Source organism: Acidobacteriota bacterium (genome assembly GCA_028875725.1).
In the GTDB taxonomy this organism is placed as follows: Bacteria; Acidobacteriota; Thermoanaerobaculia; order Multivoradales; family Multivoraceae; genus Multivorans.
In genome coordinates this window covers 147,025-172,460 of sequence record JAPPCR010000009.1, presented here as the reverse complement: position 1 = coordinate 172,460, position 25,436 = coordinate 147,025, and the positions used below count along the sequence as shown (strand labels likewise).

The following is a 25,436-nucleotide window of genomic DNA, read 5'->3' as shown; positions in this document are numbered from 1 at the left end:
TTGGCGCCGGTCGCGGTCGCCGGTATGGCCGCTAACCCGACGAGGAGCCGGAAACCCCCGGTTCAGTGGGGTTTAGGCCCGGTCACGGGATGTTCCGGAGTCCCCTCGAACCGGCTCGGCGCCGAGCTCGGCGAGACGCTCGAAGCCACGTTGCCGCACAGGAATGTGCGGCCAGTGTTTGAGCGCGACAGATTTGTCTCGCCCGCTCTGCGCCCCGTTTCAGGGGAGATCGAGCGCCGGGTTGCGGTCGAAGAAGTCGAACGGCCGCAGTTCGAAGCCGTGCCACATGACCGGCATCACTGGCCAGTCCTCGGCCCGGGGCAGGTGGTGCATGCCGACCGTGTGCCAGATCACGAGGTCCTCGTCGCTGATCGACCGGTTCGCTTCGGTCCACGCCGGCAGACCCATTCCCGGCTCACTCAGGGTGGGATGGTCGCCGGCGGCGAAACGTTCGTCCGGATCGTATGGCGTCACCCAGAGGTGATGATCGATGAACCCGGCGCGGCGGAGCGAGTAGTCGTCGGCCACGAACAGGTGGTTGGCGTTGCGCCCCGGCATCAACTGGTAGCTGGTGGGGTAGCCGACCGCGTTCCGGCGGCTCGTGCTCAGAATCCGCCACAGCGCGGGCTGCGCGAGGTTGATGTCGAGCTGGGCGTCCTGCTCGGTCTGGGCGGCGTGGGGCTCCTGAACCCAGAGGCTGCGGCGGGGATGGTCGGCTGGCAGCTTGTGCGTGACCAGGCGGTCCGCCACGAAGCGGTTGTCCGCCCCGTCGACGTCGAGATCGAGGCGGTAGCTGAAGTAGTGGTCGTGGTTTACGCCGATGACGTTGCGGTCGAGAAAGCGGCCGTAGGCGTCGGCGGCCGTCCCCGCCTGCAGGGCGTCGACGGCGGTTGCGTTCGCGGGCCCGGCCGCCGGAGTCGGCGGGATGGCCGACACGGCGCTCGTTGCCTTGACTTCGAGGAGGCCGGTGGCGCCGACGCGGGCCTCGATCGAGCCGTCCTGGCGGAAGATCCAGTCAAGCAGGTAGTCGTAGTTGCCGACCACGGCGGCGGTGCGGACGACGAGGTCGCGGCTCTTTCGACTGTCCGGCTGTTCGTCCTCGTAGTGCCGCCAGGACGGGTCTCCGGTCTCCCGCTCGTAGATGCAGGTGGTCCGGGGCACTGTGCGCGGCCGGCCCTGGGCGTTCGTGTTGATCGAGTCGATGTAGACCGCGTGATCCGGGCAGTCCCGGCCGCGCAGCAGGGGCTTGGCCAGGCCGCCGGCCGGGAACTCGCCGGCATCGATGAAGTTGCGGGCGTACCAGGCGAACGCCGGGTCCATGTAGGGCACGTAGATCTCAGACAACTGGCCCTGGTACATGACCGAGCGCGGACTGGCGTCGGAGCTCTCGCGGTAGTCGACGAGGGATACGACGAGGCCGGTGCGCTGATCGGGCCGCAGGTGAAAGCTCCAGTTCTGCCAGCTCACCTGGTAGCCGTTCATGTCGAAGCCGACGCCCTCGGGCAGGTCCAGTTCGAAGGGGCCCGCGATCTCGCGCGGATCGTCGAGCGTGGTCCGGTCGTAGTCGGCGTCCACGTCCGGGATCGGCGCCACGCCGTCGTCGACGACCCTGAGCACCTCGCCGGCGGTCAGGTCGACCACCGCGGTCAGGCCTTCGACCTGGCGCGCCCAGGTGTTCCTGGCGCCGCGAGGCTCGGAGCAACGGACGTGTCCGAGCCGCCGTCCCTTCTCTTCCTCGGTACCGAAGTAGCCGGGCGGGATGGTCGTGCAGTCCAGGAAGCTCGTATCGGTGATGCCCCGCTTCTCGAGCCCCGCGATGAAATCGGGATGTTCGAGCACCTTGCCGACCACCGCGCCGAATTCTCCGAGGCTCCAGTTCGGCTGAACGCCGGTGAGCTGCGTCCAGGCGGAGATCTGTCCTGCGACGAGGTCGACCGTCGCCTCGAACGTGTCCTCGCCCTGGCGCACGAGAGCGTAGGCGGCCCTCGGCGGTTCGTCACCCTCCCGCCAGCCGCGGACGACGTTCTTGGCCGGCTCGCTCAGCGTGAGTTGCGAGAAGGTCGTTTCAGCGTCGAGCCGCCCCGCGTCGCGCAGGATCACGAGCGCCCGCCACACTTCCTGGTAGCTGAGCTGATCGAGTGGATGGTTCGCTGCCGCCGCGGGGACGGCTGCGGCGGCGAGAAGACAGAGAGTCAGGCGGACGGTCGGCTTGCGCATGGTTGCTCCCTTGAGGTCCCGGACGCTGAGGCCTGGTCGGTGGCTGCCCCAGGGTCCGGGCCCCGGCAGTCTAATGGTCAGGGCAGGTCGAGCGCCGGGTTGCGGTCGAAGAAGTCGAACGGCCGCAACTCGAAGCCGTGCCAGAGCGTGGGCATGACGGGCCAGTCTTCGGCACGCGGCAGGTGGAGCATGCCGACCGTGTGCCAGAGGACGATGTCGGTGTCCTGGATCGCCCGGTCGGCCTCCGTCCATTCCGGCAGCCCCATGCCCGGCTCGCTGAGGGTCGGGTGGTCGCCGGCGGCGAAGCGTTCAGCGTCGCGCTGCGGCGTCACCCAGAGGTGGTGGTCGATGAAGCCGGCGCGACGCCGTGGATAGTCGTCCGCCGACAGCAGCGTGTTCGTGTTCCGCCCGGGCATCACCTGGAAGCTGGTGGGGTAGCCGACGGCGTTCCGACGGCTGGTGCTCTGCACGCGCCACAGCGTGGGCCGGTTCAGGTCGATGTTCAGCCGGGCCTCGTGTTCGCTCGAAGCGATTCGAGGTTCCTGGACCCACAGACTGCGCCGGGGATGGCCGTCGGGGAGGGTGCGGGCGACCAGGCGGTCGGCGACGAAGCGATTGTCCGTGCCGTCGACGTCGATGTCGAGCCGGAAGCTGAAGTAGTGATCGTGGTTGATCGCCACGACGTTCTCTTGCACGAAGCGTCCGTAGGCGTCGGCGGAGGCCTTCTGGAGGAGGGCGTCCGCGGCGCCGGCGTTCACCGGTCCGGCGGCGGGCGTGGGCCTGTCGGCGGAGGCGGCGACCGTGGTCTCGTACGCCAGGATGCCGGTTGCACCGACGCGGACCTCGATCGAACCGTCCTGCCGGAAGATCCAGTCCAGCAGGTAGTCGTAGTTGCCGACGTTGCCTCCGACCCGTACGACCAGGTCCCTGCTCTTCCGGCTCTCCGGCCGCTCGCCGGAGAAGTGCCGCCAGGAAGGGTCGCCGGTCTCACGCTCGTAGACGCAGATCGTGCCCGGCACGGTCCGGGGATAGCCGTTGGCGCCGGTCTTTGTCGAATCGACGTACAGGGCGTGATCCGGGCAGTCGTCTCCAGGCATCAGCGGCTTGCCCAGGCCACCCGCGACGAACTCGCCGGCATCGATGAAGTTCAGCGTGTACCAGCCGAACCTGGGGTCCATGTAGGGCACGAAGATCTCGGACAGATGCCCCTGGTAGAGCACCCGGCGCGCCGCGGCTTCGGGATGCTCGTGGTAGTCGACCAGCGACACGACGAGGCCCGTGCGCTGGTCGGGGCGGAGGTGGAAGCTCCAGTTCTGCCAGCTCACCCGGTAGCCGTCGACTTCGAATCCGTGGCCAAGCGGTTGGCGGATCTCGAGCGGGCCGGTGATCTCCCTCGCTTCCCCGAGCATGTCGCGGAAGTCCGTCGGGACGGCGCGAATCGGACCGGGGCCCTCGTCGACGACGCGGAGCACCTCCTCGGACTCGAGGTCCACGACCGCGACCAGGCCCTCGACCGCCTGCCGGCTGACGCCGCCGGGCTCGTCGCAGCTCACGTGCGCGATGCGCCGGCCCTGCTCCTCCTCCGTCCCGAAGTAGCCGCGCGGCCCGGCGCTGCAATCGACGAACGTCAGATCGGTGATGCCGCGCGCCTCGAGGCCGGCGAGGAAGTCGGGGTGTTCCAGGACCTTGTCCGTCAGCGACCCGTACTCGCCGCCGTGCCAGTTCGGCTCGGCTCCCTCGAGCGGTTCCCAGGACACGACCTCATCCGCCGCCAGATCGACGATCGCCTCGAAGGAGTCCTTGTCCCTGCGGACCAGTGCGTAGGCACGGCGGGGCATCGAATCGCCAGCCTTCCAGGCCAGGACGTCCCGCTTGGCTGGCTCCTGGAGCGTCAACTGGGAGAACTTCGTGTCTCTGTCCAGATGGCCGGCGTCACGGAGGAGCACCAGTGTGCGCCAGACTTCCTGGTGGCTCAGGGGATCCAGCGGATGATCCACTGCCAGGGCGGGAAGCCCGGCGCTCAGGGCAGCGGCGAAGAGGACGATCAGCGGCGGTTTGCGCATGGCGGCTCCTTGTACCGCGCCGCCGGATGGGATGCGTCGGCCGGCGCGATGACTCTTCCGGTCGATGAAGCGACCCTATCTCGCGCGCCAGGGGCGGTACACTCTCCTCCGGTGAGTTTGCGCATCGTCCCGCCGCCTCCGCGCTCGCGCGTGGCTGCTGTCCCCGCACCGGCTCCGGCGGCGCCGCCACGCTGGCCCGGGCCGCAGGGCCGGCAGTTGTTCAGGCAGGCTGCGGACGGAAACAGCCCGCGCCAGGTGAAGACGAGCTTCGCGCTTCAGTTCCTGCACCGGATCCTCGGCCTGGAGCACCTGAACTTCGGGATCTGGAGTGAGGACGATCCGCTCGACGTGGCAGGCCTGCGCCGGGCCCAGGAACGCCTGGTGGCGCGACTTCTCGAGTTGCTGCCTCCAGGCGTGTCCTCCGTGCTGGATGTCGGCTGCGGCACCGGCGTGATCAGCGAGCGGCTGACCGGCCTCGGCTACGACGTCGAGGGCCTGTCGCCCGATCCGTATCACGGCAGGCTGTTCGCCGAGCGGCTCCCGGAGCGACGTTTCCACCTGGGCCGGTTCCAGGAGTTCGAGCCGGATCGCCGGTACGACCTCCTGTTCCTGTGCGAGTCGGCGCAGTACGTCTGGCTGGAGGATCTCTTCGAGGCGATCGAACGATCTCTGGCGCCGGGAGGGAGCGTCCTGCTCTGCGACTACTTCACTGTGGAGTTCGACCAGGGAAGGCCGAGGAGTGGTCACCCGCTGGACGAGTTCCTGGCTCGGGCCGATGCGGCCGGCCTCGTGCTGGAGATTGACGAGGACGTCACCCTCTCGGTGCTACCGACGCTCCGGCTCGGGCAGATGATCGTGGATCGCTTCGGCCACGGCATCCTGAGTCTGCTGCGCGACGCCTCGACTTCGCGCTTCCCACGGCTGGCGGGCGCCGCCTGGCGTCTGGCGGGGCCGGTGACCCGCCGCCTGGACCGGCTCGACCGGTTGCTGGATCCGGAGGCCTTCGCGATGACCAGGCGCTATCGGGTCATGCGTTTCCGAAGCGCGCCTTAGGGCGGATGCGCTGGCGGTGCGTCGCCGCTCTGGGCCTGTGCCTGGTGCTGAACACCGCCGGCGCTGGCGCGTCCAGCGAGATTCCGCGGGCGGTCACGCTAGCCGGGAACGAGGTCGAGGCGACGAAGGACCTGGGCGCGCGATCGCTGCTCGTCGTCAGCTTCCACCGCGTCGCGAACGGGAGCGCGCGGGAGTGGCGGCGCGTTCTCGACGACGACCCGCGGGTCGAGGGCTGGTCGATCTACACCGTTATCGTGCTGGAAGGAGCGCCTGGATTCGTCCGCCGGATGGTGGTTCGGGCGCTCCGTGGCGACGTTCCCGCCGCGCGCCAGGACTCGTTCCTGGTGGTCGAGGAAGGCGCTCAGCCCTGGAGGGATCTGGCGGGCTCGAACGGCGGAGAGGAGAATCAGGAGGAAGCGGTCTTCGTGGTCCGGCTGGAGGACGGTGAGATCTGCGCCCGCTACCGTGGCCTCGTGTCGGGAGTGGCGCTGAGCGAACTGCTCAGCGCGTCCTGCGAGGGCTGAGGCCCTCAGCACTCCAGACAGAATCCGACGCCGGCCGTCACCGCCCGGGACTTGTTGCCGAACCAGGGCGGAATGACCGCCGCGAAGCCTCCGGCCGGGCCGCCGCCGGCGACGATCAGCAGGTCGTCTGGCGACTGGAGCGCCGCGTACTCCTGGTTCCGGTTGGCGTCGCTGACCACTGACGCCTTGCCGACCCCTTCCCAGTCGCCGCGCCGCACCCGGGCGTGCCGGTGCAGGTAGTCCCGGATGTCCGCCTTGCTCCAGCCGGCGGAGGCGAAGCGGTCCCGCAACTGCGGCGGCAGGACGAGACAGTGATTGCCGGCCCAGATCGAGTAGTGGAGGAGATTCGCCCGCATCTCGGCCGCGATCGTGTCCAGGATCGCCTCCGGTTCCGTCGTCCACTCGTTCATGATCTGCCGGGGCGAACCGGCGGCGAAGACGGTCACCGTCGAACTGCCGTGGGGTGCACCGCGGTCGGCTCCCAGCGACGGCCACGGCGAGCCTTCTTCGTCCTCGGCCAGGCAGTAGCTGAGCTTGCCGGGATGCCCCAGGGTGGAGCGGTCGAGTTCCCCTGGCCTGACGCCGAGCAGGTTGCGGAGGATCAGCCGCACGGCGCGGCCGATCGCCAGCGAGGCCCGGTCGGCGCCGCCGAGCGCGTTGAACGTCCCGGTCATGCCGAGCTCGCGGCGGATCGGACCGTTCACGATGACCATCACCGCGCAGCCGCCGGTGCTCGAAGTGGCGCCATGCAGCAGGAACGCCGGGTCGCACATCGCTTCCACGGCGCCGGCAACGACCGCGAAGTCGCGGGGCCGGCAGCCGGCCATCACCGCGTTGATCGCCGCCTTCTGGGCCGTGATCGCCCGGCCGCGGACCGTCTCCACGCCCAACACCTGGCCCGGCTCCACGAGCGCGGCCTCGAGCGCCGCGGCCACGCGTTCCGGCGTGGGCGGCACGATCGGCAACCCGTCCGTCCAGCCACGGGTCTCGAACAGCTCGTGGACGCCATCGTCACCATCGGCCGAGTGGACCGCGGCGAGGGCGGCGGCGGCCGGTCGGGCGGCGGATGGTTCGTCGTTCATGGCAACCGGAGGTCAGCCTACCGGGACCGGCCTTCAGAGGGCCAGCGGGGGGGTACGATCAGACGTTCGGACCTGAGGGAGGACGATGAGATGTCTGGAAGGCGAGGAAAGCAGATGAGGAGTCCACGAGAGCGGAGTAACCAGTGGTTGGTCGTCGCAGTCGCGATGATGCTGGCGTTCGCCGCGTGTGCCGGACCTGTGGCCGACACGGAGCCTGCCGGCGCGGCCGAGCCGGTGAATCCCGATCTGGAAAACCTGGGCCCGCGGGATCAGGTGCTGTTCTGGACACCGGAGCAGCAGATCGCGGGTTACCGGAACGCCGACCTCGTCGGCGCCGCCCGCTGGTTCGAGGCGTCAGACGATCCGTACCCGCTGACGCCGGCGCCGCGGGACCTGTCGTCGGTGACCTACGAGGTCGAGGGCGAGACCTTCACGGTCGAGGACTACATCCGCGACCGGCGGATCGCCGGCCTGCTCGTGGTCAAGGACGACGAGGTCGTGTTCGAGCGCTACGGCCTGGGCAACGACGAGCACAGCCGCTGGATCTCCTTCTCGATCGCGAAGTCGGTCGTCTCGATGCTCTACGGCGCCGCGATCGCCGACGGCTACATCGGCAGCGTCGACGACCCGGTCACGAAGTACCTGCCGCTGCTCGCGGGCGGCGGCTACGACGACGTCTCGATCAGGGACGTACTGCAGATGTCTTCAGGGGTCGACTGGAACGAGGACTACGCGGACCCCGAGTCCGACGTGGCCACGTTGCCGGGGCCGATCGTCGAGCAGACGAAGTACATGGCGGGGCTCGAAGAGCTCCATGCTCCGGGCGAGGTCTTCAACTACAACACCGGCGAGACGAACATGGCCGGCGCCGTGCTGCGGGCGGCGATCGGCAACAACCTCTCGACCTACCTGGAGCACAAGATCTGGGGCCCGTTCGGCATGGAGGCCGACGCCAACTGGCTGCTCCACGAGGAGGGCGGCGGCGAACTGGGCGGCTGCTGCATCAACGCGACGCTCCGCGACTACGCCCGGATCGGGATCTTCGCGATGAACGGCGGTGTCCTGCGCGACGGTACGCGGGTGCTGCCCGAAGGCTGGATGGAGGAGTCCACCATCCCCAGCAGCGGCTACGACGGCTACGGCTACCTCTGGTGGCTGGTCGGTGACGGCGTCTTCGCCGGCATCGGCATCTTCGGCCAGTACCTGTGGATGGACCCGTCGTCGAACACCGTGATCGTGACCCACAGCGCCTGGCCATACGCGACGAACGCGGAGTACAGCCGCCACCGCGCGGCCCTGGTCGCGGCGCTCGCCGACGCCGTGCGGTAGCGGCGCGTCGGCGGCGCCGCACTCGCCTGGCGGCCGTTCCGCACCTGGCCCGGTGGTCACCACGACTCAGTGGTAGCGTTGCAAAGCAGATTCGATCCATGAACCGACACGCCACCTCCCGCCGCACCTTCCTCAGGACCGGCGCCGCAGCCTTCGCCGGCGCGGCACTCCGCCCGGAAGGGCTTCTCGCCGATCCCTACGCCCCGCTCGGTTCCCAGCCGACCCCGACTCGGCCCGGCATGCCAGCCGCGCCGACCACCCGCTCCTCTCCCATCGTCGTTCAGGGCGTGGTGCGCTCCCGCGGCCGCGGCATCCCCCGGGTCCCGGTCTCTGACGGCGTTCAGGTCGTGGACACTGACGCAGATGGCGCCTTCGAGATCCTCACCCGGTCCGAGCGCGGGTTCGTGTGGTTCACGCCGCCATCCGGCTACCGCATCCCCCTCAACCGCCCCGGGACCGCCCGCTTCTACCAGGCGCTGTCGGGCCGGCAGCAGCAAACAGCGACCTTCGACCTCGAACCCGACCCGGTGCCCCAGGACGACCACACCCTGCTCCTCCTCGGCGACATTCAGGCGCAGGACGAGCGGGAGATCGGCCTCTTCCTGGGCCAGTCGGTGCCCGATATCAGCGAAACGATCGCCGGGCTCGGCGGCGAGCACGTTTTCGGCATCTCGTGCGGCGACATCATGTACGACAACCTCTACCTCTATCCCGATTACGAGCGCGGGGTGCGCATGATGGAGGTTCCCTTCTTCCAGGTGGTCGGCAATCACGACCTCGATTTCCACAGCTTCACGGACCGCGCGTCGGCCGAGACCTTCAGCGACCACTTCGGGCCCACGTGGTACTCCTTCAACCGGGGCGCCGTCCACTACGTGGTGCTCGATGACGTCTTCTGGTACGGCGAGGGATATCTGGGATACCTCGGAGCCGACGTCCTGGCCTGGCTGGAGCAGGACCTGGCGAGGGTGGAACCAGGCTCGACCGTGATCGTCGCCACCCACATTCCCGTCCTGGGCAGCCGGCACACTCGCATGGGCGACGAGAAGCCGCGCACCAACGTTGCGGTCGTCAACCGCGACGCGCTCTACCGCCTCCTCGAGCCCTTCAACGCGCACATCCTGACGGGCCACACGCACGAGAGCGAGCACGTCTTCGAGCAGGGCACGCACGAGCACGTCACCGCGGCCGTCTGCGGCGCCTGGTGGAGCGGCCCGATCTGCTACGACGGCACCCCCAACGGCTATTGCGTCTACTCGATCCGCGGCGAGGAGGTGCGTTGGCGTTACAAGGCCACCGGCTACCCCGCCGATCACCAGATGCGTCTCTACCGCACGGGGTCCGATCCGGCCGCCCCCGGCGAGCTGATCGCCAACATCTGGGACTGGGACCCCGAATGGACGGTCCGCTGGTTCGTCGACGGCGAGCCTCGAGGCGAGATGGAGCGCCACCGCAGACTCGATCCCCTGAGTGTGGAGCTGCACACCGGGCCTGACCTGCCGCCGCGGCGCGAGTGGGTCGAGCCGGTCCCCACGGATCATCTCTTCCGCGTCGCGTTGACGGGCCGTGAGCGAGTCGTCCTGGTCGAAGCCACAGATCGTTTCGGACGGGTGTACACCGAGGAATGGCGAAGGTAGACAGGCTCTGGCGACGGGCCGCCGCGAGGAGGCTGATGGGCTCGCCGTCGGACATCGCGGTCACTGATCGCGGGTAGGCGAGCGGTAATGGGCAGCGCGTTCTCTGCGCCGCTTGGGGAGCGCGTTTCTCCATCGTCGCAGGTTGCTTGGGCAACGATGACCGTTTGCGGGTCGTCGGCGCAACCACTGGCTGGTGGGCACCGCGGCCGCCGCGATCACCAGAGCCCAGGGCAGGACGCCGTCGGGGATCCGATCCAGCAGCGGCGCTTGGGGGCGGTACTGCAGCAGGTCTGAACCCCGGTCGCCGGTCCAGTGCCAGGCGGTGTGGACGATGAGGGCCGAGACGAGGATGATCCCGAGGCGCTCGTTGGGCAGGCGGCGGAAGGCGAAGTCCAGCAGGGGAATCAGCAGCAGCAGGACCAGGAGCTGGCCGAGTTCGACGCCGACGTTGAAGGCGAGCAGCGAGGTGACGAGATGCGAGCCCGCGAACTGGAGGGACTCGCTGAGGGCGAATGAGAAGCCGAAGCCGTGGACGAGGCCGAAGCCGAAGGCGGCGGTCCAGCGGCGGTCCTGGCCCACTCCGAGGATGTTCTCGAAGGCCATGTAGACGATCGAGAGCGCGATCAGGACCTCGACCAGAGTCGGGAACCAGAGCGCGCGTGGCGCTAGACCAGCCGCCGAGGCGATCAGGGTGATTGAGTGGGCCACCGTGAACGAGGTCACGACGAGCACGAGCTGGCGCAGGCGGCGTAGCGGCGCCACCAGGCAGACCAGGAAGAGCAGGTGGTCGAGGCCGCTCAGGATGTGTTCGAAGCCCATCGCGACGAAGTGGATCGAGGCTTGCGCCCAGTTCGGGTCGAGGCGGACCCGGCCGGGTTCGGCGGCGAGCTGAAGCGCTCGCGCATCGCCGTCGGACGACTCGTAGCGAATGACCGTGAGCACCTGCAGGCCCAGGCGGCCGAAACGGGGGTCGATCGAGAACCGGGGTCGTTCGCTGGCGCCATGAGTGCCGAGCGGCGTCTCCAGGTGGACATCGAGCAGCGCCTGCCGCCAGACGAGCTGCGTTGTGGCCGGCAGGGGTGGCTCGCGGATGTGGGCAAGGGCGCGGTCGAAGTCGGCGAAGGAGCGGTCGGACGGGATCGACAGCCGGACCGCCTGGACGGTCGTCGTCGGCAGTTGGTCGCGGCCGGCGTACAGGTCGAGGTTGGGCGTGATCCAGCGGTTGGCGGCTTCCACGAGCAGGCCGCTGGCGCGTAGCGCCTCGAGGTCGAGGATGCCTCGATAGTTGACCGGGAACTGCATCTCCTGCATCGCTTCGAGCGGCGTGCGCACGAGCACCTGAAGCCGGTCGTCCTGCTGTTTGACGAGGACCTGGACCGTGACGCTGCCGGGCACCTCGTGGGCGGCGGCGGGCTCGCCGGCGAGGAAGAGTAAGACCGCGGCAAGAAGGGCGCCGAGGTGCGTGGGTCGGCGGTTGTAGTTGGCGTGGAGACGACTCAGGGGTGTCGATGCTAGCCGCCGGAGCCCCGTTGTACACTGGCTTTCCGCCTTGGCAGCAGCAGACTCGCGGCAGAACCGCGGAACATGACGGACTCCAATCACGAGGAAGGCCGCCGATGAAATTGAACCGTTCGACCTGTGTCTTGACTTGCGCGGCGGCCTCCCTGCTCCTGCTCGCCGCCTGCGGTGGCGGCGGCTACGGCGGCGGCGAAGATGCAGCCGGCGACGGCCCGATGGCGCCGCGCTTCGAGGTCGATCCCTTCTGGCCGCAGCCGTTGCCGAACCACTGGATTCTCGGCCCGGCGATCGGCGTCGCGGTCGACTCCCGCGACCACGTCTGGATCGTCCACCGGAACACGCCGGGCGCCTTCGGCGCGATCAACGAGATCGGCGCGGCGCAGGATCCGCCGCTCTCCGAGTGCTGCATCCCGGCGCCGCCGGTGCTGGAATTCGACCCGGACGGCAACCTGGTCGGGCACTGGGGCGGTCCGAGCGAGACGGGCGAGTACGAATGGCCGACTTCCAACCACGGCATCCTCGTCGACCACATGGACAACGTTTGGATCGGCGGCAACGGCGGCGGCGACTCCCACACCCTGAAGTTCACCCGCGACGGCCAGTTCCTGATGCAGGTGGGCAAGGCGAACGCCCTCGTCAACGAAGGGGCCGGCGAGGACGAGCCGCGGTTCGTGCGCAACAGCCACGACATGGAGAACTTCGGCCGGGTGGCGAAGCTGTCGGTCGATCCGGAAGCGAACGAGATCTACGTCGCCGACGGCTATCTCAACCGCCGGGTCGTCGTGATCGATGCCGACACCGGCGAGTTCAAGCGCTTTTGGGGCGCCTACGGCGAGGCGCCGGACGACGAACTGGATCTGGGCCAGTACGCCCCCGGGGATCCGCCGGCGACCCAGTTCCGCGGCCCGGTCCATTGCGCCGACATCGCGGCCGACGGCCTGCTCTACGTCTGTGACCGGGCCGCCGACCGCATTCAGGTCTTCGAGGCCGACGGCACCTACGTCGAAGAAGTCTTCATCGCGCCGGAGACGCTCTCCCAGGGTTCGACCTGGGACGTCGCCTTCTCGCCGGACGACGAACAGAAGTTCCTCTACCTGGCCGACGGCCAGAACATGAAGGTCCACGTGATCGAGCGCGCGAGCATGGAGGTGCTCTACGCCTTCGGCGACGGCGGCCGCCAGCCCGGCCAGTTCTTCGCCGTCCACAGCATTGCCACGGACTCCAAGGGCAACATCTACACGACCGAGACCTACGAGGGGAAGCGGCTGCAGAAGTTCGTCAACCTGGGGATGTGGCCGGTGCCGGAGGAGGACCTGGGGACGCCCTGGCCTTCGGGCTAGCCCGGCAGGCGGTACCCGATCAGCTCGAACGGCTCGCCGCGGCCGCCGATGGAGACGACGAGGTACTGCACGCCGTGGTGCAGGTAGGTGATCGGGCTGCCATCGGAGTGGGCCGGCAGCTCGACTTCGGCCACCAGCTCGCCAGTCGCCTTGTCGAAGGCGCGGACAGCCGGCACCGTGTAGCGCCAGTCTTCGCGCGCCGCCGACTGCGGATTGGTCCAGGCCAGGCCGCCGGTCACTTCCTCGGGTCTCTCCCGCCACTCGCGCTCCGCCTTCGCCTCCTGGGAGCGGAACGAGCGTGAGTAGCCGGAGCTGACGATCAGGAGGGTCTTCGTGACGAGGGCGTGGCCGCGAACGCCTGAGCCCAGGAGCGGCAGGTCGAGGCCGGCGAGCCTGGGGTGTCGCCGCGGCCCCTCGCCGAGCGGAATCTGCCAGGCGATGTCGCCGCGGCTCATGTCGTAGGCGGTGACCCGCGAGTAGGGCGGCTTCGAGATCGGCAGGTCGAAGGGGCCGTGAAAGGCCGACACCCTGGCCACGAAGTCGAAGGACGAGCGGTTCGGGTCGGGCCTGCGCAGCGTGATCAGGATCGGCGCCGTGAAGGAAGGCACGTAGAGCTTGCCGGTGTCCGGGTCGAAGGCGCCGCCGGGCCAGCTCGCGCCGCCCTCGAAGCCGGGCATGGCGACGGTGCCGCGCTCGGTGGGCGGCGTGTACATCGGCCCGTACTGGTGCGAGGTCAGGATGCGCTCCGCCTCGGCGCGAATCTCGGGCGTGAAGGCGATGACGTCGGCGAGCTGCATGCCCTGGCGGTCGAACGGCGGCGGCCGGGTCGGGAAGGGCTGGGTGGGCGACGTCTGCTCGCCCGGGATGCCCGTCTGGGGGACCTGCCGTTCCTCGATCGGCCAGATCGGCTCTCCGGTCTCCCGGTCGAAGACGTAGAGGAAGGCCTGCTTGCTGGGCAGCATCGCCGCCTTGACGGCGCGACCGTCGACGACGAGGTCGCCCAGCACGGCCGGCGCGGCGAAGTCGTAGTCCCAGAGGCCGTGGTGGATCGCCTGGAAGTGCCAGCGGCGCTCGCCGGTCTCGCAGTCGACGGCGACCAGGCTCTCCGCGTAGAGGTTGTCGCCGCGACGATGGCCGCCGTACCAGTCGTTGGTCGGCGTGCTGGTCGGAAGGTAGGCGATGCCGAGTTCCTCGTCGGCGCTCATCAGGCCCCAGACGTTGGCGCCGCCGGTGATCCGCCAGGACTCGTCTTCCCATGTGTCCGTGCCGTGCTCGCCCTCCTGGGGCACGGTATGGAAGGTCCAGAGCTGCCGGCCGGTACGCACGTCGAAGCCGCGCACGTCGCCCGGCGGCCCGTCCTCGGGGCCGAGCGGACCGTCCGAGATGGACGAGCCGACGATCGCTACGTCGCGGCAGATGGTCGCCGGCGAGCTGACGGTGTACTTGCGGCGTTCTACGGCCCGGTGCAGGCCGGTGGTGAGATCGACGCCGCCGTGGTTGCCGAAGGAACGCACCGGCGTGCCCTCGTCGGCGTAGACGGCGCGCAGGATGGCATCCGTGCTGGCGTAGATCAGGCGGCCCGGCGCCTCGGGACGCTCGGGGTCGTGCCAGAAGCTGGGACCCTTGTGGGTGAAGCCGTGGTTCGTCGGCCGGCCGTGGCCGTAGCTCTGCGGATCGTGCTGCCAGATCGTCGTGCCTTCGGCCGGGTCGATAGCGGCGGCGATGCCGTAGCCCGTGACGACGTAGAGCCGGTCGCCGACCTTGATGGGCGTCGTCACGTGCGTGCGCTGCTGCATCGACGCGTCCTCGAAACGCGGGTCGTGCGCCATCAGGTCGTTGTCCGCCAGGCGCCAGCGCCAGGCCGGTTCGAGGCGCGCGAAGTTGCCGGCGTCGATCTGGTCGAGCGCGGCGTAGCGGCCTGCGTCGTTGCCGCCGGTGATCGTCGGCCAGTCGGTGTCGCGGTTCTGAGCCGGCAGGACCCCGGGCAGAGCGAGTCCGGCGGCCATGAGCGCGGCGGCGGGCGCCGCCATTGCCGACTGGGCCCTGCCGGACATCCGCCTCAGTCGAAGGCGGGAATGATCTCTTCCGCGACCATCTGGTAGTGGTCGAGCTTCTGGGTGGGGATGCCGCCGATCATGATCTCGTGGGCGCCGGCGTCGATCATCTCGCCGATCCGGTCGATGACGTAGCTCTTCGGGCCGGCCGCCGTTCCCTCGCCGAGGCCGCGGGCCGCGATGAACCGCCCGGCGGCGGCCTCGTCGTCCGTCACGAAGGTCGGCATCAGCACCGTGTGCCGGATCTCGCCGGGGTCGCGGCCGGCGTCCTCGCAGTGCCCGTTGACGACGGATACCTTGTGCCGGAAGTACTCCCGGGTCATCGGACCACGGGCCCAGCCATCGAGGTTCATCACGTCGCCGTGGCGCGCCAGGGTGCGCAGCGTGCGCTTCTCGCCGGTGCCACCGATCAGGATGGGTATGGGGTCTCCGTAACAACCGGGCGAGAGGGGCGCGGAGTCGAGGTCGTAGTACTCGCCCTTGAAGTCGACTGGCTCGTTCGAGCGGAACAGGGCCCGGATCAGTTCGACCGCTTCCTCGAAGCGGTCCTGGCGCTCCTTCATCGAAGGGAATGTCCAGCCGTAGGCCTCGTGCTCCCGCTTGAACCAGGCCGCGCCAATCCCGAGCACGAAGCGGCCGTGGGAGATGTGGTCCAGGGTGCCCGCCATCTTGGCGACCAGACCGGGATTCCGGTACGTGTTGCCGAGAACCAGGTGGCCGATCTTCAGGTTCCTCGTGATGCTCGCGGTCGCCGCGGCGACGGTGAACGCTTCCTGCGCCGCGAGATGTTCCTCTTCCTTGAGCCCCGGGGGCGGCAGGTAGTGGTCGGCGTACCAGATGCTGTCCCAGGGGCCCTGGTCGAGCAGCTCGGCCACCTCCCGAACGCTGTCCCAGGTGTTGCGGTAGACGGTGACCTGCGCACCGAACTTCATGTCGTGCTCCTCTCCTGCTGCGACGCTAGGCGCCCCGCTGCATGACCATCTTGCCGATGACCTTGCGGTCCATCATGTCGCGAAGCGCCTGCGGCACCTCTTCCAGGGGATACCGGCGCGAGATCCAGGGCTGGATCTTGCCCTCGGCGGCGAGCGCCTCCGTCTCGACCCGCGTCGCCTCGAAGATCTCCGGCTCGCGCATCCGGGAAGCGCCCCAGAACACGCCGACGATGTCGCAACCCTTGAGCAGGGTGAGGTTGAGCGGCATGCGCGGGATACCGGCGGTGAAGCCGATGACCAGGAACCGGCCACGCCAGTTCGTGGCCCGCAGCGCCGCCTCCGCGTACTCGCCGCCCACCGCGTCGTAGACGAGGTCGACGCCCTTGCCGCCGGTCAGCTCCTTGGCGCGGTTCTTCAGATCCTCGCTGGAGTAGTTGATCGTCTCGTCCGCGCCGCGCTCGCGGCAGAGCGCCAGCTTCTCCTCGCTCGAAGCGGCGGCGATTACGCGAGCGCCCATCACCTTGCCGAGCTCCAGGGCTGCCAGGCCGACTCCGCCGGCGGCGCCGAGCACGAGCAGCGTCTCCCCGGGCTTGAGATTGCCCCGGTACTTCAGGGCGTAGTGACCCGTGCCGTAGGCGTAGCCGTACCCCGTGGCCTCCGCGTGGCCGAGCCCCGGTGGCAGCTTGCGCACCTGGGACGCCTTGAGCAGTATCTGCTCGGCGAAGCCGCCGGTCCCGCCGCCGCCGACAACGTCGTCCCCGACCGCAAGGCCGTCGACATCCGGGCCGACCGCGGCGACCTTGCCGCCTACCTCGCCGCCGACCACGAAGGGCGGCTCTCCCCGGAACTGGTACCGGTTCTCGATGATCAGCGTGTCGGGCCAGGTGATCGCCGCCGCGTGGATGTCGACGACGACCTCGCCGGGCCCCGCGACCGGATCGGGACGTTCCTCGATCGTGAGGTTCTCCGGGGGACCGAATTCACTGCAAACGACTGCCTTCATGCTCTCGCCTCGCGTGGTGTGGGTTGGAATCGTGGGTCAGATCTGCCGCTCGCGGCCCTTCCAGTACGGCGCCCGGACGAGGCCCCGCTGGATCTTGCCGGTAGGCATCCGTGGCAGATCCGTCGCGAAGTCGATCGAGCGCGGACGCTTGAAGTCGGGCAGGTTCTCGCGGCACCAGGCCAGCAGTTCCTCGGCCAGTTCGTCGCCCGCCTCGTAGCCGTCGCCTACCTCGACGACCGACTTGACGCTCTCACCCCACTCCTCGTGGGGCACGCCGACGGTGCACACCTCGTAGACCGCGGGGTGCTGCTGGAGCACGTCGTCGATCTCCTGGGGGTAGATGTTGACGCCGCCGGCGATGATCGTCTCCGCCGACCGGCCGGTGAGGAACAGGTAGCCGTCCTCGTCGACGTAGCCCATGTCGCCCATCGTGAAGAAGTCGTCCCGGTAGGCGGAGGCGGTCTTGTCGGGAGCCTTGAAGTACACGAAGCGGTTCTCGGCGGCCTCGAAGTAGACGGTGCCGGTGGTTCCCGCCGCCACCGGTTCGCCGTCGTCGTCGAGCACCTTGTAGCTCGTTCCCTCCACGGTGCGGCCGACGCTGCCGGGCTTCTCGAGCCACTCGCTTGAGTCGACCCAGAACGTGCCGCCCTCGGTGGCGGCGTAGTACTCCCACACCACCGGCCCGAACCACTCGATGATCTGGTGCTTGACGTGGACCGGCGTCGGCGCCGCGCCATGGCAGAGCCAGCGCATCGAAGAGACGTCGTAGCGCTCGCGGACCTCCGGCGGCAGCGCGAGCATGCGGTGGAACATCGTCGCCACCATGTGCGTGTGGGTGATCCGGTGCCTGTCGATCAGGGCGAGCGTTTCCTCGGCGTCCCATCTGTCCATGAGCACGGAGCCGACGCCGGCACCCATCGGCATCGCCAGGTTGAGACCCAGCGGAGCGGCATGGTAGAGCGGCCCGGTGACGAGCGAGCAGTCCGTGTCCGGCTCGAAGTCGCCCGACTCGCGGACCGCCAGCAGGAACGGAGTCGGCGTCGGATCCGCCTTGCGGTAGACGCCCTTGGGGTGGCCGGTGGTGCCGGACGTGTAGAGCATCGGCGCGCCCAGAATCGGGTTGTCGATGTTCGAACCTTCCTCGGCCGCGAGCGCTTCCTCGTAGGACTCGGCGCCCTCGATCTCGCCGCCGATCGCCAGGGTCAGGCGCAAGTGGCTGGAGGCGGCCTGAGCCGCGGCGACGGCCGGCGCGAAGGCCTCGTCGGTGATCAACACGAGGGCCTCGCAGTTGTCGGCGATGTAGGCGACCTCGGGTGGCGCGAGGTGCCAGTTGATCGGCGTCATGCGTCCGCCGGATCGCTGGCAGGCCACGACCGTTTCGATGAACTCCGGCCGGTTCCGGCACAGCAGGGCGACGCCGACGTCGGGACCGACGCCGTGGGCCCGCAGTACGCGGGCCAGGCGATTGGCGTTGGCGTTCAGTTCGCCGAGCGTCCGGCCGCCGAACTTCGACAGCACGGCCATTCGCTCGGGAGCTTCTTCCGCGTGCACCGCGATGCCCATGCCGTGGGGCGCGGCGGCCATGAGTCGTTCCTGCAGTGCTGCGTCGATCGCCATGCGGGCCTCTCCGCGGGCGCCGAAAGAGGCCGGCGCCCTGGTTTTCTCGTTGCCTTGCTCTGGTTTTCTGGAGCCGTGTTCCTGATAAGAGCCGCGAGTGTACCCATAGCTACACTGACTGCCCATGGCCGCCGCGAACACGCCCGAGACGGTCGAGCTGACCGAGCGTGACCGGGCCATGCTTGAGGGAGATTTCGGTGAAGCCGCGGCGGTCGCGATGCGCATCCTGGTTACGATGGCCGGCGTCTACGGCGCGGAGCGGCTGCTCGACATCGAGGGCGCTCACATCGACGGTTGCCTGTACCACGGCGACTCGGGCGTCGACTTCGCGGAGCTCCTGGTCGCGGGTGGCGCCCGCGTCCGCGTGCCGACGACCCTGAACGTCGGCGGCCTCGACCTGCTTCACCCGGAGGAGTTCGCCGGCACCGCGGAGCGCCGGGCGAAGGCGCTGCGGCTGATGGAGTGCTACGACGAGATGGGCTGCCGGACCATCTGGACCTGTGCGCCTTACCAGACGACGCCGCGGCCGGCCTTTGGGCAGCAGGTGGCCTGGGCCGAGAGCAACGCGATCGTGTTCGCGAACTCGGTCCTCGGCGCGCGCACGCACCGCTACGGCGACTTCATCGACATCTGCGCGGCGATCACCGGTCGCGCGCCGGCGGTGGGGCTGCACCTGGAGGAGAACCGTCGTGGCCAGATCGTCTTCGACCTGCGGGCGCTGCCGCACGCTCTCAGGAGCGCGTCCTGGTTGCTGCCGGCGATCGGTTACCTGGTGGGGGAGCGCTGCGGCAACCGGGTGCCCGTTCTGCTCGGCCTGGAGGAGGCGGACGAGGACGGCCTGAAGGCGCTGGGGGCGGCCGCGGCGTCCTCCGGCGCCGTCGCCCTGTTCCACGCGGTCGGAGTTACGCCCGAGGCGCCGACGCTGGAGGCGGCGCTGGGCGGCAAGGACGCGGAGGAATGGATCGAGATCGGCGTTTCCGACCTGCGCGCCGGCCTGCGGAGTCTGTCGACGACGCCGAACACGGGCGAAGCTGCGGGCGGTGGTCCGAATGGCGAGGGATTGACGATCGACGTCGTCGCGCTCGGCAGCCCCCACTTCTCGCCACGCGAGTTCGCCGAGCTGCTGCCGCTCGTCGAGCGCCATCCGCCGTCGGCTGGCGTCGAGTTCGTGGTCTGCACGAACCGCCTCTCGCTCGGCCATCTCGAACAGAGCGGCGGCCTCGAGCGGCTGCGCGCGCTTGGCGTGCGCGTGGTCGTCGACACCTGCGTCGTCGTGGCCCCGATCCTCCGTACAGCCGCGGGCGGCGTGCTGATGACCAACTCGGGGAAGTTCGCGCACTACGCGCCCGGCAACGTCGGATTCGATGTCGTCTTCGGCAGTCTGGCCGAGTGCGTGCGTTCTGCCCAGGCGGGCCGGCTGTGGCGCGACCGGGAGCTGTGGCCGTGACCGGCGTGGAGCTCGAGGGCCGGGTCCTGGTCGGCGGCGTCGGCGCGGGCTGCGTGCTGCGGCTCGCCGAGCCGCTGTCGTTCTGGGGCGGCGTCGATCCGGTGACCGGACGGATCATCGACCGGCGTCACCCGCGCTGCGGCGCGAGCGTCGCCGGCCGTGTCCTCGTCATGCCCTACGGACGTGGCTCAAGCAGCTCGAGTTCGGTGCTTCTCGAAGGCGTGCGTCTCGGCACGGCGCCGGCCGCCGTCGTGCTGCGCGAACTCGACGGCATTCTGGCGCTGGGCGCCGCGGTGGCCCGCGAGCTCTACGAACGGTCGCCGCCGGTGGTCCTGCTCGAAGCGGCGGACTGGGAGGCTCTGGGCGAGGGCGCCGAGGTTTCCGTCGACGTCAGCGGCCGTCTGCGGATCGCAGGCTGACGTTCCAGGACGTCCAGATCCAGACCTTGAACGTGTCCCTGCCGAACTCGTCCGCATCGTACTGCGCCAGCTTGATGCCGAAGTCCTGGTTCCACGCGGTGGACCACACCGCCATCGCGTCGATCTCTGTGCCGTAGTCCATGCTGCCGACCGCGGAGCGGAACTGGTGCCAGCGGACCGTCCAGTTCCAGTTGTCGAGGTTGTGGTCGAGCCGAAGGTAGACGTCGACCAGGCCGTCGGCCGGCGTCCCGAGGAACTTGTCGGTCCAGCCGTTGAAACCGTGCAGCGTCGCCAGCGGCGTGCGGAAACCGTACGTGCCGTCGCCGTCCAGGGCCTCCCGCACCGCCCGCACGCTGACGTCGCCGCGGGTGAAGCCGATGCCGGTCTTCTGGTAGTCGAGGTCAACGCTGCCGGGATGGTCCGCCCAGTCCGACTGCACGGCGTACTGGAGTTCCCAGAGAACCGAGGCCGCGCCCGCGTCGCGCGAACCGTTGTAGCTGGCGCCCCAGTTGGACGTGGAGTTGGCCGCGGCGCCGGGCCGTTCGTAGTCGAGCAGGTAGCCGAAGAGGGCCAGAGTGCCGGGGCCCGCCGGGCCGGACACGTAGATCAGATGCGAACCCATCGCCTCCTCGGCGCCGGTGATCCGGTGGGCGCGGTCGAGGAAGGCGTAGCGAAGAGACCAGTCCGAGGCCAGCTTCACGTCGAGCGCGGCCGCGTCGAAGGCCTGGTGATGCTGGCGCCAGCCGACCGCTCCGACGAAGCGCTGGTCGCCGATCAGGAGCTCTGTCCGGCCGAGCGTGAACGCGACCGGCCCCCGCTCCAGCTTCGCCGCGGCCTGGTTGATCGCGGTCAGCGCCGGGTCGGCTATGGCCGGTCGATCGCGTACGCCGTTGTCGAGTCCGCCGTAGCCCAGGTTGCGGTACGTGCCGTCGTTGCCGACCGGCGTCACCTCCTCCGCCTCGAGCAGGAAGGAGAAGCCGCGGAACGCCTTGGTCTCCAGCTTGAGGCTCGTGCGAAGGGTCGAAGCGAGCGCCGTGGCGTCGAACGCGTCGTCGTCGGATTGCTCAACCCGGTACCGGAGACCGAGCGAAACGTCCGCGTCGCGGATGGCCTGTCCAAGCGTCGCCGGCTCCTGAGGAGCGTTCTCCTCGTCGCCTTGCGCAAGACCGTGCGCCGTGCCGACGGCCATGCTCAGCGCTAGCGGAATCAGACACTTGCGCATGATCTGGTTGCGTACTCGGGGAGAAGAAGGTGGGGTCACCGGAGGCCGCCGGCAGTATACAAGCCGCCCGTTGGAGTACACTTGCTGAGCACTGACCTAGGATCCGAGCCTGCGCTCGATTCCATGCCCGCCCCTGGCGCCGCTGGCGGCAAACCGGAGACCAGACTCATGAAGACCGCGACCTCTCGCCCCGTCCTCGTCGTGCTCGTTGCCGCCCTTGTCCTCCCGGGCATGGTCGTGGCCGCCGAAGCGGATACGCCGACGTTCTACGCCGACGTGTTGCCGGTTCTCCAGCAGAACTGCCAGACCTGTCACCGGCCCGAAGGCGAGGGCGAGAACATCGGCGGCATGATCGCGCCGATGCCGCTGATGACGTATCAGCAGACGCGCCCCTGGGCGCGGTCAATCGCGCGGGCGGTCGAGAACCGCTCGATGCCGCCGTGGTTCGCCACCGAGGCGACCCGCGGTCAGTTTCACCACGAGCGGGTGATGACCGACGAGGAAATCGAGACGGTCATGGCCTGGGCCCGCGGCGGCGCGCCGGCCGGTGACGCGGCGGATGCTCCGCCGCCGAAGACCTTCGTCGAGGAAGGCTCCGGCGGCTGGTCGCTCGGCCGGCCCGATCTAGTCGTGCAGATGCCCGAGGATTACTGGGTGGCCGACGACATCGCGGACATCAACATCAACTTCGAGACCGAGCTGACTGAGGAGATGCTCCCCGAGCCGGTCTGGGTGCGCGGCGTCGAGTTCAAGGTCGGCGGCAGCGACGTTCATCACATGTGCGCCAGCATCCGGCCCCCTGGCGGCGCGACGGCGCTCGGCAAGTTCAGCGACAGCTCCCTGGGCTGTATCGCTCTCGGCGCCGAGAGCCACCTGATGGAGCCCGGCTATGCGATGAAGCTCGAGCCCGGCTCGACGATCGAGTTCTCCCTGCACTACAACAAGGAGGCCGGCGAAGGCAGCGGGTTCCATGACCGCTCCGAGATCGGCTTCGTCTTCGCCGACGCGCCCGAGAGCGAGCTGCGCGAGGTCAAGTTCGACTCGATCGGCAACCTGACCTTCGAGATCCCGCCCGGCCACGACCGCTGGAAGGTCGGCGCGGCGCGGGTGTTCCCGGTCGAGACTGACATCCTGGCCCTGTGGCCTCACGCCCACCTCCGGTCGGTCGCGGTGCGCTACGACGCCTTCTACCCCGACGGCACGACCGAGGTTCTTCTCGACGTGCCGAACTACGACCAGGAGTGGCAGACGACGTACCAGTACAAGAAGCCGAAGACGATCCCCGCCGGCACCCGGGTCGAGGTGTCGATGTGGTTCGAGAACTCGCCCGAGCGCGGCGAGGAGCGAGGCTTCGACCCGGCGGACAACGTCGTCAACGGTACGGCCACGACCGACGAGATGATGCTCGGCTTCGTCGCCTGGGCGCCGGTCGAGCCGGTCGATCCGATCGCGCTGCGGCTTGGAGTCGCCTCGATTCAGAGCACCGGCGGCGGGGAGTAGGTAGGCGAGAATGACCGGTCTGTGCGGCCGGCGGCTGGCTCCGGTCGCCGCCGTTCTGCTGCTCTCGGTAGCGGGGTTCGCGGCACCGGCGGCGGGTCAGTTTGCCGAGACCCGCGAAGTCATCGAGAAGCCCTCGAAGGAGGGTGAGGGTCGCAAGCTGGATGCGTCCGGACTGACCAACGCCTTCGCGCTACTGGTCAACGCGACCCGTTCGATCGACCGGGCCGAGATCGGCGGCGGCATGGTCGAGGTGAACGCCGGAAGGCTGCCGCTCCTCGGCGTGGACTGGGAGGCGTTGCAGAAGCACGAACAGGGCCTGTTCGAGTTTCAGACCGCGGCCGCGATCAAGCTGCGCACGGAGGCCGACATCGTGGTCGGCGACCTCGTCGTGCCGGCCGGCAACGTCTCGCCCGGTTTCGCCGGCCTCTACAGCTTGTGGCTCCGCCTCGACGACGACGGTCAGTGGGTGCTGATCGTGAACAACGAGCCCGACGTCTGGGGCACGATGCACGATCCGGCGAAGGACCTGGGCGAAATCCGGCTTGAGCACGCGATCGTGGAGGGCGGGAAGCCGCGCCTGACGATCGAGATCGAGCCGCCCGAAGGCGACACCCCGGGGACGCTCAAGCTGTCCTGGGGCGAGCATCGCTGGCAGACGACGGTCGCCGGCCTCAGGTCGTAAGTGCCAGGAAGCTAGCTCGACCGGAACCGCACGGGCCACGCGCGGGTTCTCGTGACGACTACGGATCCAGGTGGTAGTCGATGTCCTCGAATCGGTCGCGTGGAAACGTGAAGATGAAGACCAGCGGTTCGGGGCCGATGCAGCGAAGGGCGTGTCTGGCGTTTGGTGGGATGTAGATGGCCGTGCCCGGGCCAATCTCTTCCCGCGTGTTCTCGATCTCGATGAGAGCGCGGCCGCTGAGCACGTAGTAGGTCTCCTCCGGCTCGTGGTGGTGCCGCGAAAGCGCGGCACCCGGCTCGATCTTCGCCACGCCGGTGACGAGCCCGCCGCTCGTACTGCGCTCGCGGCTGATCAGGAGCTTCCAGCGAATGGCGCTCGGGGAGGTATTGGCCGGATCGGCCCAATACTCCCAGTCGACGTCCGCCTGGTCGGCAATGACGGGCTGGAGCATAGGCACTTCTAACTGCCCGGAGAACTCGTGGCCACTGGCTGGATCGGTCGCGCTCCCAGCACCGGCGCGTGCAGCCCGAAGGCGACGAAGGCGCCGGCGAGGCAGCAGGCCGCCATGATCCAGAAGGTCAGCGTATGGGAGCCGGACCAGTCGGAGAGCAGTCCGGCGATGGTCGGCGCCGCGGGCGAGATCAGGCCGGTGATCGCGAAGCGGGTACCGATGATCGTGCCGAAAGCGCGCCTCCCGTAGAAGGAGGAGTACACGACCGGGATACAGACGTAGGCGCAGCCGAAACCGAGGCCGACGAGTACGACGGACGCGTAGGCGACGAGCGCCGTGTTCGCATTCACGAGGCCGGCGCAACCGACTCCCTCGACCAGGAGCACGATGCCGAGCAGGCGTTGGGGCGACATGTAGTCACCGACGAAGGCGCTCAGGCGACCCAGCAGGCTGACCGCGACGCGGACGCCGAGGATCGCGCCTACGACGGCGGTCGTAAAGCCCAGGGCCTCCAGGTGCTTGCGACCGTAGACGGTGATGATGCCCCAAGGCACCCCGTAGGCGATCGACAGGGCAATGAGGACATAGAACTGATGGGTGCGCATGGCCAGCGGCGCGGTCCACTCGCCGAGGCCTGACGGTCCCGACCTCTCCTCTTCGTCTGCCGCTCCGGCCGCCTCGCCCCGTGCAGGGCCGCCATCCGGCTGCTGACCGACCTTTTCCGGGGTGCCGCGAACGAAGAGCACCGCGATCACCGCGACCGCGGCGGAGACTCCGGCGATCACAAGCCAGCCGGCCCGCCAGTCGGCCACCCGCAGGATGCCTGGGGCGAAGTAGGCGTTCACCGGGATGCCGACGACAGCGCCGCCGGCCAGCACCAGTCCGATCGCCCGCGACCGGAAACGCACGAACCAGTTGGAGGCCAGAGTCTGGGCAGGCAGGATCGTCGAAAGACCGATGGCGACGCCGCCCAGGACGCCGTATGCAAGGAGGCAGTCGACAAACGAATCCGCCCGGCTCAACAGCCAGAAGGCCAGCACCGCGACGACGGAACCGAGTCCCATCACCGAGCGGATGCCGTACCTGGCCATCGCCATGCCGACGACGGGGCCGAGCAGATGGTAGAGGTAGTTGAAGACGCTGAACACCAGACCCGACTGGGTGTCGTTCAAGCCGAGGTCCTGCTGCATCTCGGGCAGGAAGAAGCCCCAGCTGTAGTACATCGGCGAGATGCCGAAGCCGTAGCAGACCGAGCCGAGCCCGACCATCTGCCATCCGAGGAAGCGGCGGGGCGGGTTGCTCGTCATTCCCGCTTCGCCTGTGTCGTCTCGTGTGTCCGTTGCCGC

20 protein-coding genes are annotated in these 25,436 nt (G+C 69.0%); 9 read left to right on the top strand and 11 right to left on the bottom strand.

Annotated features, from left to right (window positions below; all coding sequences use genetic code 11):
* Positions 1-219: 219 nt before the first annotated feature.
* Positions 220-2,217: a hypothetical protein gene (locus tag OXI49_11235; GenBank protein ID MDE2691078.1), complete on the bottom strand. Its 1,998-nt coding sequence runs from the start codon at positions 2,215-2,217 to the stop codon at positions 220-222.
* 77 nt (positions 2,218-2,294) lie between these two features.
* Positions 2,295-4,280 (bottom strand): hypothetical protein, encoded by a 1,986-nt coding sequence (locus OXI49_11230; protein ID MDE2691077.1) that lies wholly within the window; start codon positions 4,278-4,280, stop codon positions 2,295-2,297.
* 255 nt (positions 4,281-4,535) lie between these two features.
* On the opposite strand from OXI49_11230, the gene OXI49_11225 reads away from it, so the two are divergent.
* Together OXI49_11225 and OXI49_11220 are read left to right on the top strand one after the other, a co-directional pair.
* Positions 4,536-5,333, top strand: a complete 798-nt coding sequence (locus OXI49_11225; GenBank protein MDE2691076.1) for a class I SAM-dependent methyltransferase — start codon at positions 4,536-4,538, stop codon at positions 5,331-5,333.
* 5 nt (positions 5,334-5,338) lie between these two features.
* On the top strand, positions 5,339-5,857 hold the full coding sequence (locus OXI49_11220; GenBank protein MDE2691075.1) for a hypothetical protein: 519 nt from the start codon (positions 5,339-5,341) through the stop codon (positions 5,855-5,857).
* A gap of 5 nt (positions 5,858-5,862) precedes the next feature.
* Here OXI49_11220 and OXI49_11215 read toward each other — a convergent pair whose 3' ends face one another.
* Positions 5,863-6,939: a hypothetical protein gene (locus OXI49_11215; GenBank protein MDE2691074.1), complete on the bottom strand. Its 1,077-nt coding sequence runs from the start codon at positions 6,937-6,939 to the stop codon at positions 5,863-5,865.
* Between the two features lie 114 nt (positions 6,940-7,053).
* On the opposite strand from OXI49_11215, the gene OXI49_11210 reads away from it, so the two are divergent.
* Together OXI49_11210 and OXI49_11205 are read left to right on the top strand one after the other, a co-directional pair.
* Positions 7,054-8,268: a serine hydrolase gene (locus OXI49_11210; protein ID MDE2691073.1), complete on the top strand. Its 1,215-nt coding sequence runs from the start codon at positions 7,054-7,056 to the stop codon at positions 8,266-8,268.
* Between the two features lie 98 nt (positions 8,269-8,366).
* Positions 8,367-9,905: a calcineurin-like phosphoesterase family protein gene (locus tag OXI49_11205; GenBank protein MDE2691072.1), complete on the top strand. Its 1,539-nt coding sequence runs from the start codon at positions 8,367-8,369 to the stop codon at positions 9,903-9,905.
* A gap of 60 nt (positions 9,906-9,965) precedes the next feature.
* On the opposite strand, the gene OXI49_11200 is transcribed toward OXI49_11205, so the two are convergent.
* Positions 9,966-11,300 (bottom strand): HupE/UreJ family protein, encoded by a 1,335-nt coding sequence (locus tag OXI49_11200; protein MDE2691071.1) that lies wholly within the window; start codon positions 11,298-11,300, stop codon positions 9,966-9,968.
* A gap of 221 nt (positions 11,301-11,521) precedes the next feature.
* On the opposite strand from OXI49_11200, the gene OXI49_11195 reads away from it, so the two are divergent.
* Entirely contained in the window at positions 11,522-12,763 is a 1,242-nt protein-coding gene (locus tag OXI49_11195; GenBank protein ID MDE2691070.1) for a hypothetical protein, read from the top strand.
* Here the strand turns inward: OXI49_11195 and OXI49_11190 are convergent.
* The 4 genes from OXI49_11190 to OXI49_11175 are packed head-to-tail and all read right to left on the bottom strand — an operon-like array spanning position 12,760 to position 18,369.
* The gene (locus OXI49_11190; GenBank protein MDE2691069.1) at positions 12,760-14,817 is read right to left on the bottom strand and encodes a PQQ-binding-like beta-propeller repeat protein; all 2,058 of its coding nucleotides are present in this window, start codon (positions 14,815-14,817) and stop codon (positions 12,760-12,762) included. The genes OXI49_11195 and OXI49_11190 overlap by 4 nt on opposite strands.
* Positions 14,818-14,822: 5 nt before the next feature.
* Positions 14,823-15,749 (bottom strand): LLM class flavin-dependent oxidoreductase, encoded by a 927-nt coding sequence (locus OXI49_11185; GenBank protein ID MDE2691068.1) that lies wholly within the window; start codon positions 15,747-15,749, stop codon positions 14,823-14,825.
* A gap of 25 nt (positions 15,750-15,774) precedes the next feature.
* Positions 15,775-16,752: an NADPH:quinone oxidoreductase family protein gene (locus tag OXI49_11180; protein ID MDE2691067.1), complete on the bottom strand. Its 978-nt coding sequence runs from the start codon at positions 16,750-16,752 to the stop codon at positions 15,775-15,777.
* A gap of 36 nt (positions 16,753-16,788) precedes the next feature.
* Positions 16,789-18,369: an AMP-binding protein gene (locus OXI49_11175; GenBank protein MDE2691066.1), complete on the bottom strand. Its 1,581-nt coding sequence runs from the start codon at positions 18,367-18,369 to the stop codon at positions 16,789-16,791.
* A gap of 124 nt (positions 18,370-18,493) precedes the next feature.
* Here OXI49_11175 and OXI49_11170 point away from each other — a divergent pair, with 124 nt between their 5' ends.
* A complete protein-coding gene (locus OXI49_11170) occupies positions 18,494-19,816 on the top strand; it encodes an aconitase X catalytic domain-containing protein (protein MDE2691065.1) in 1,323 nt (440 codons plus the stop codon).
* Complete coding sequence (locus OXI49_11165) at positions 19,813-20,235, top strand: DUF126 domain-containing protein (GenBank protein ID MDE2691064.1); 423 nt, start codon at positions 19,813-19,815, stop codon at positions 20,233-20,235. Before OXI49_11170 ends, OXI49_11165 begins: the two co-directional genes overlap by 4 nt.
* Here OXI49_11165 and OXI49_11160 read toward each other — a convergent pair.
* Positions 20,207-21,457, bottom strand: coding sequence for an alginate export family protein (locus OXI49_11160; GenBank protein MDE2691063.1), 1,251 nt, complete (start codon positions 21,455-21,457; stop codon positions 20,207-20,209). The two genes, OXI49_11165 and OXI49_11160, sit on opposite strands and share 29 nt — an antisense overlap.
* Positions 21,458-21,625: 168 nt before the next feature.
* Here OXI49_11160 and OXI49_11155 point away from each other — a divergent pair, with 168 nt between their 5' ends.
* Positions 21,626-22,957, top strand: coding sequence for a c-type cytochrome (locus OXI49_11155; GenBank protein ID MDE2691062.1), 1,332 nt, complete (start codon positions 21,626-21,628; stop codon positions 22,955-22,957).
* Between the two features lie 10 nt (positions 22,958-22,967).
* Positions 22,968-23,639, top strand: coding sequence for a DUF2911 domain-containing protein (locus OXI49_11150; protein MDE2691061.1), 672 nt, complete (start codon positions 22,968-22,970; stop codon positions 23,637-23,639).
* A 58-nt stretch (positions 23,640-23,697) separates the two neighbouring features.
* Here OXI49_11150 and OXI49_11145 read toward each other — a convergent pair whose 3' ends face one another.
* Complete coding sequence (locus OXI49_11145; GenBank protein MDE2691060.1) at positions 23,698-24,090, bottom strand: dimethylsulfonioproprionate lyase family protein; 393 nt, start codon at positions 24,088-24,090, stop codon at positions 23,698-23,700.
* 8 nt (positions 24,091-24,098) lie between these two features.
* Positions 24,099-25,397 carry an MFS transporter gene (locus tag OXI49_11140; GenBank protein ID MDE2691059.1) on the bottom strand — a complete coding sequence of 433 codons (1,299 nt, stop codon included), beginning with the start codon at positions 25,395-25,397 and terminating at the stop codon, positions 24,099-24,101.
* Between the last annotated feature and the right edge of the window lie 39 nt (positions 25,398-25,436).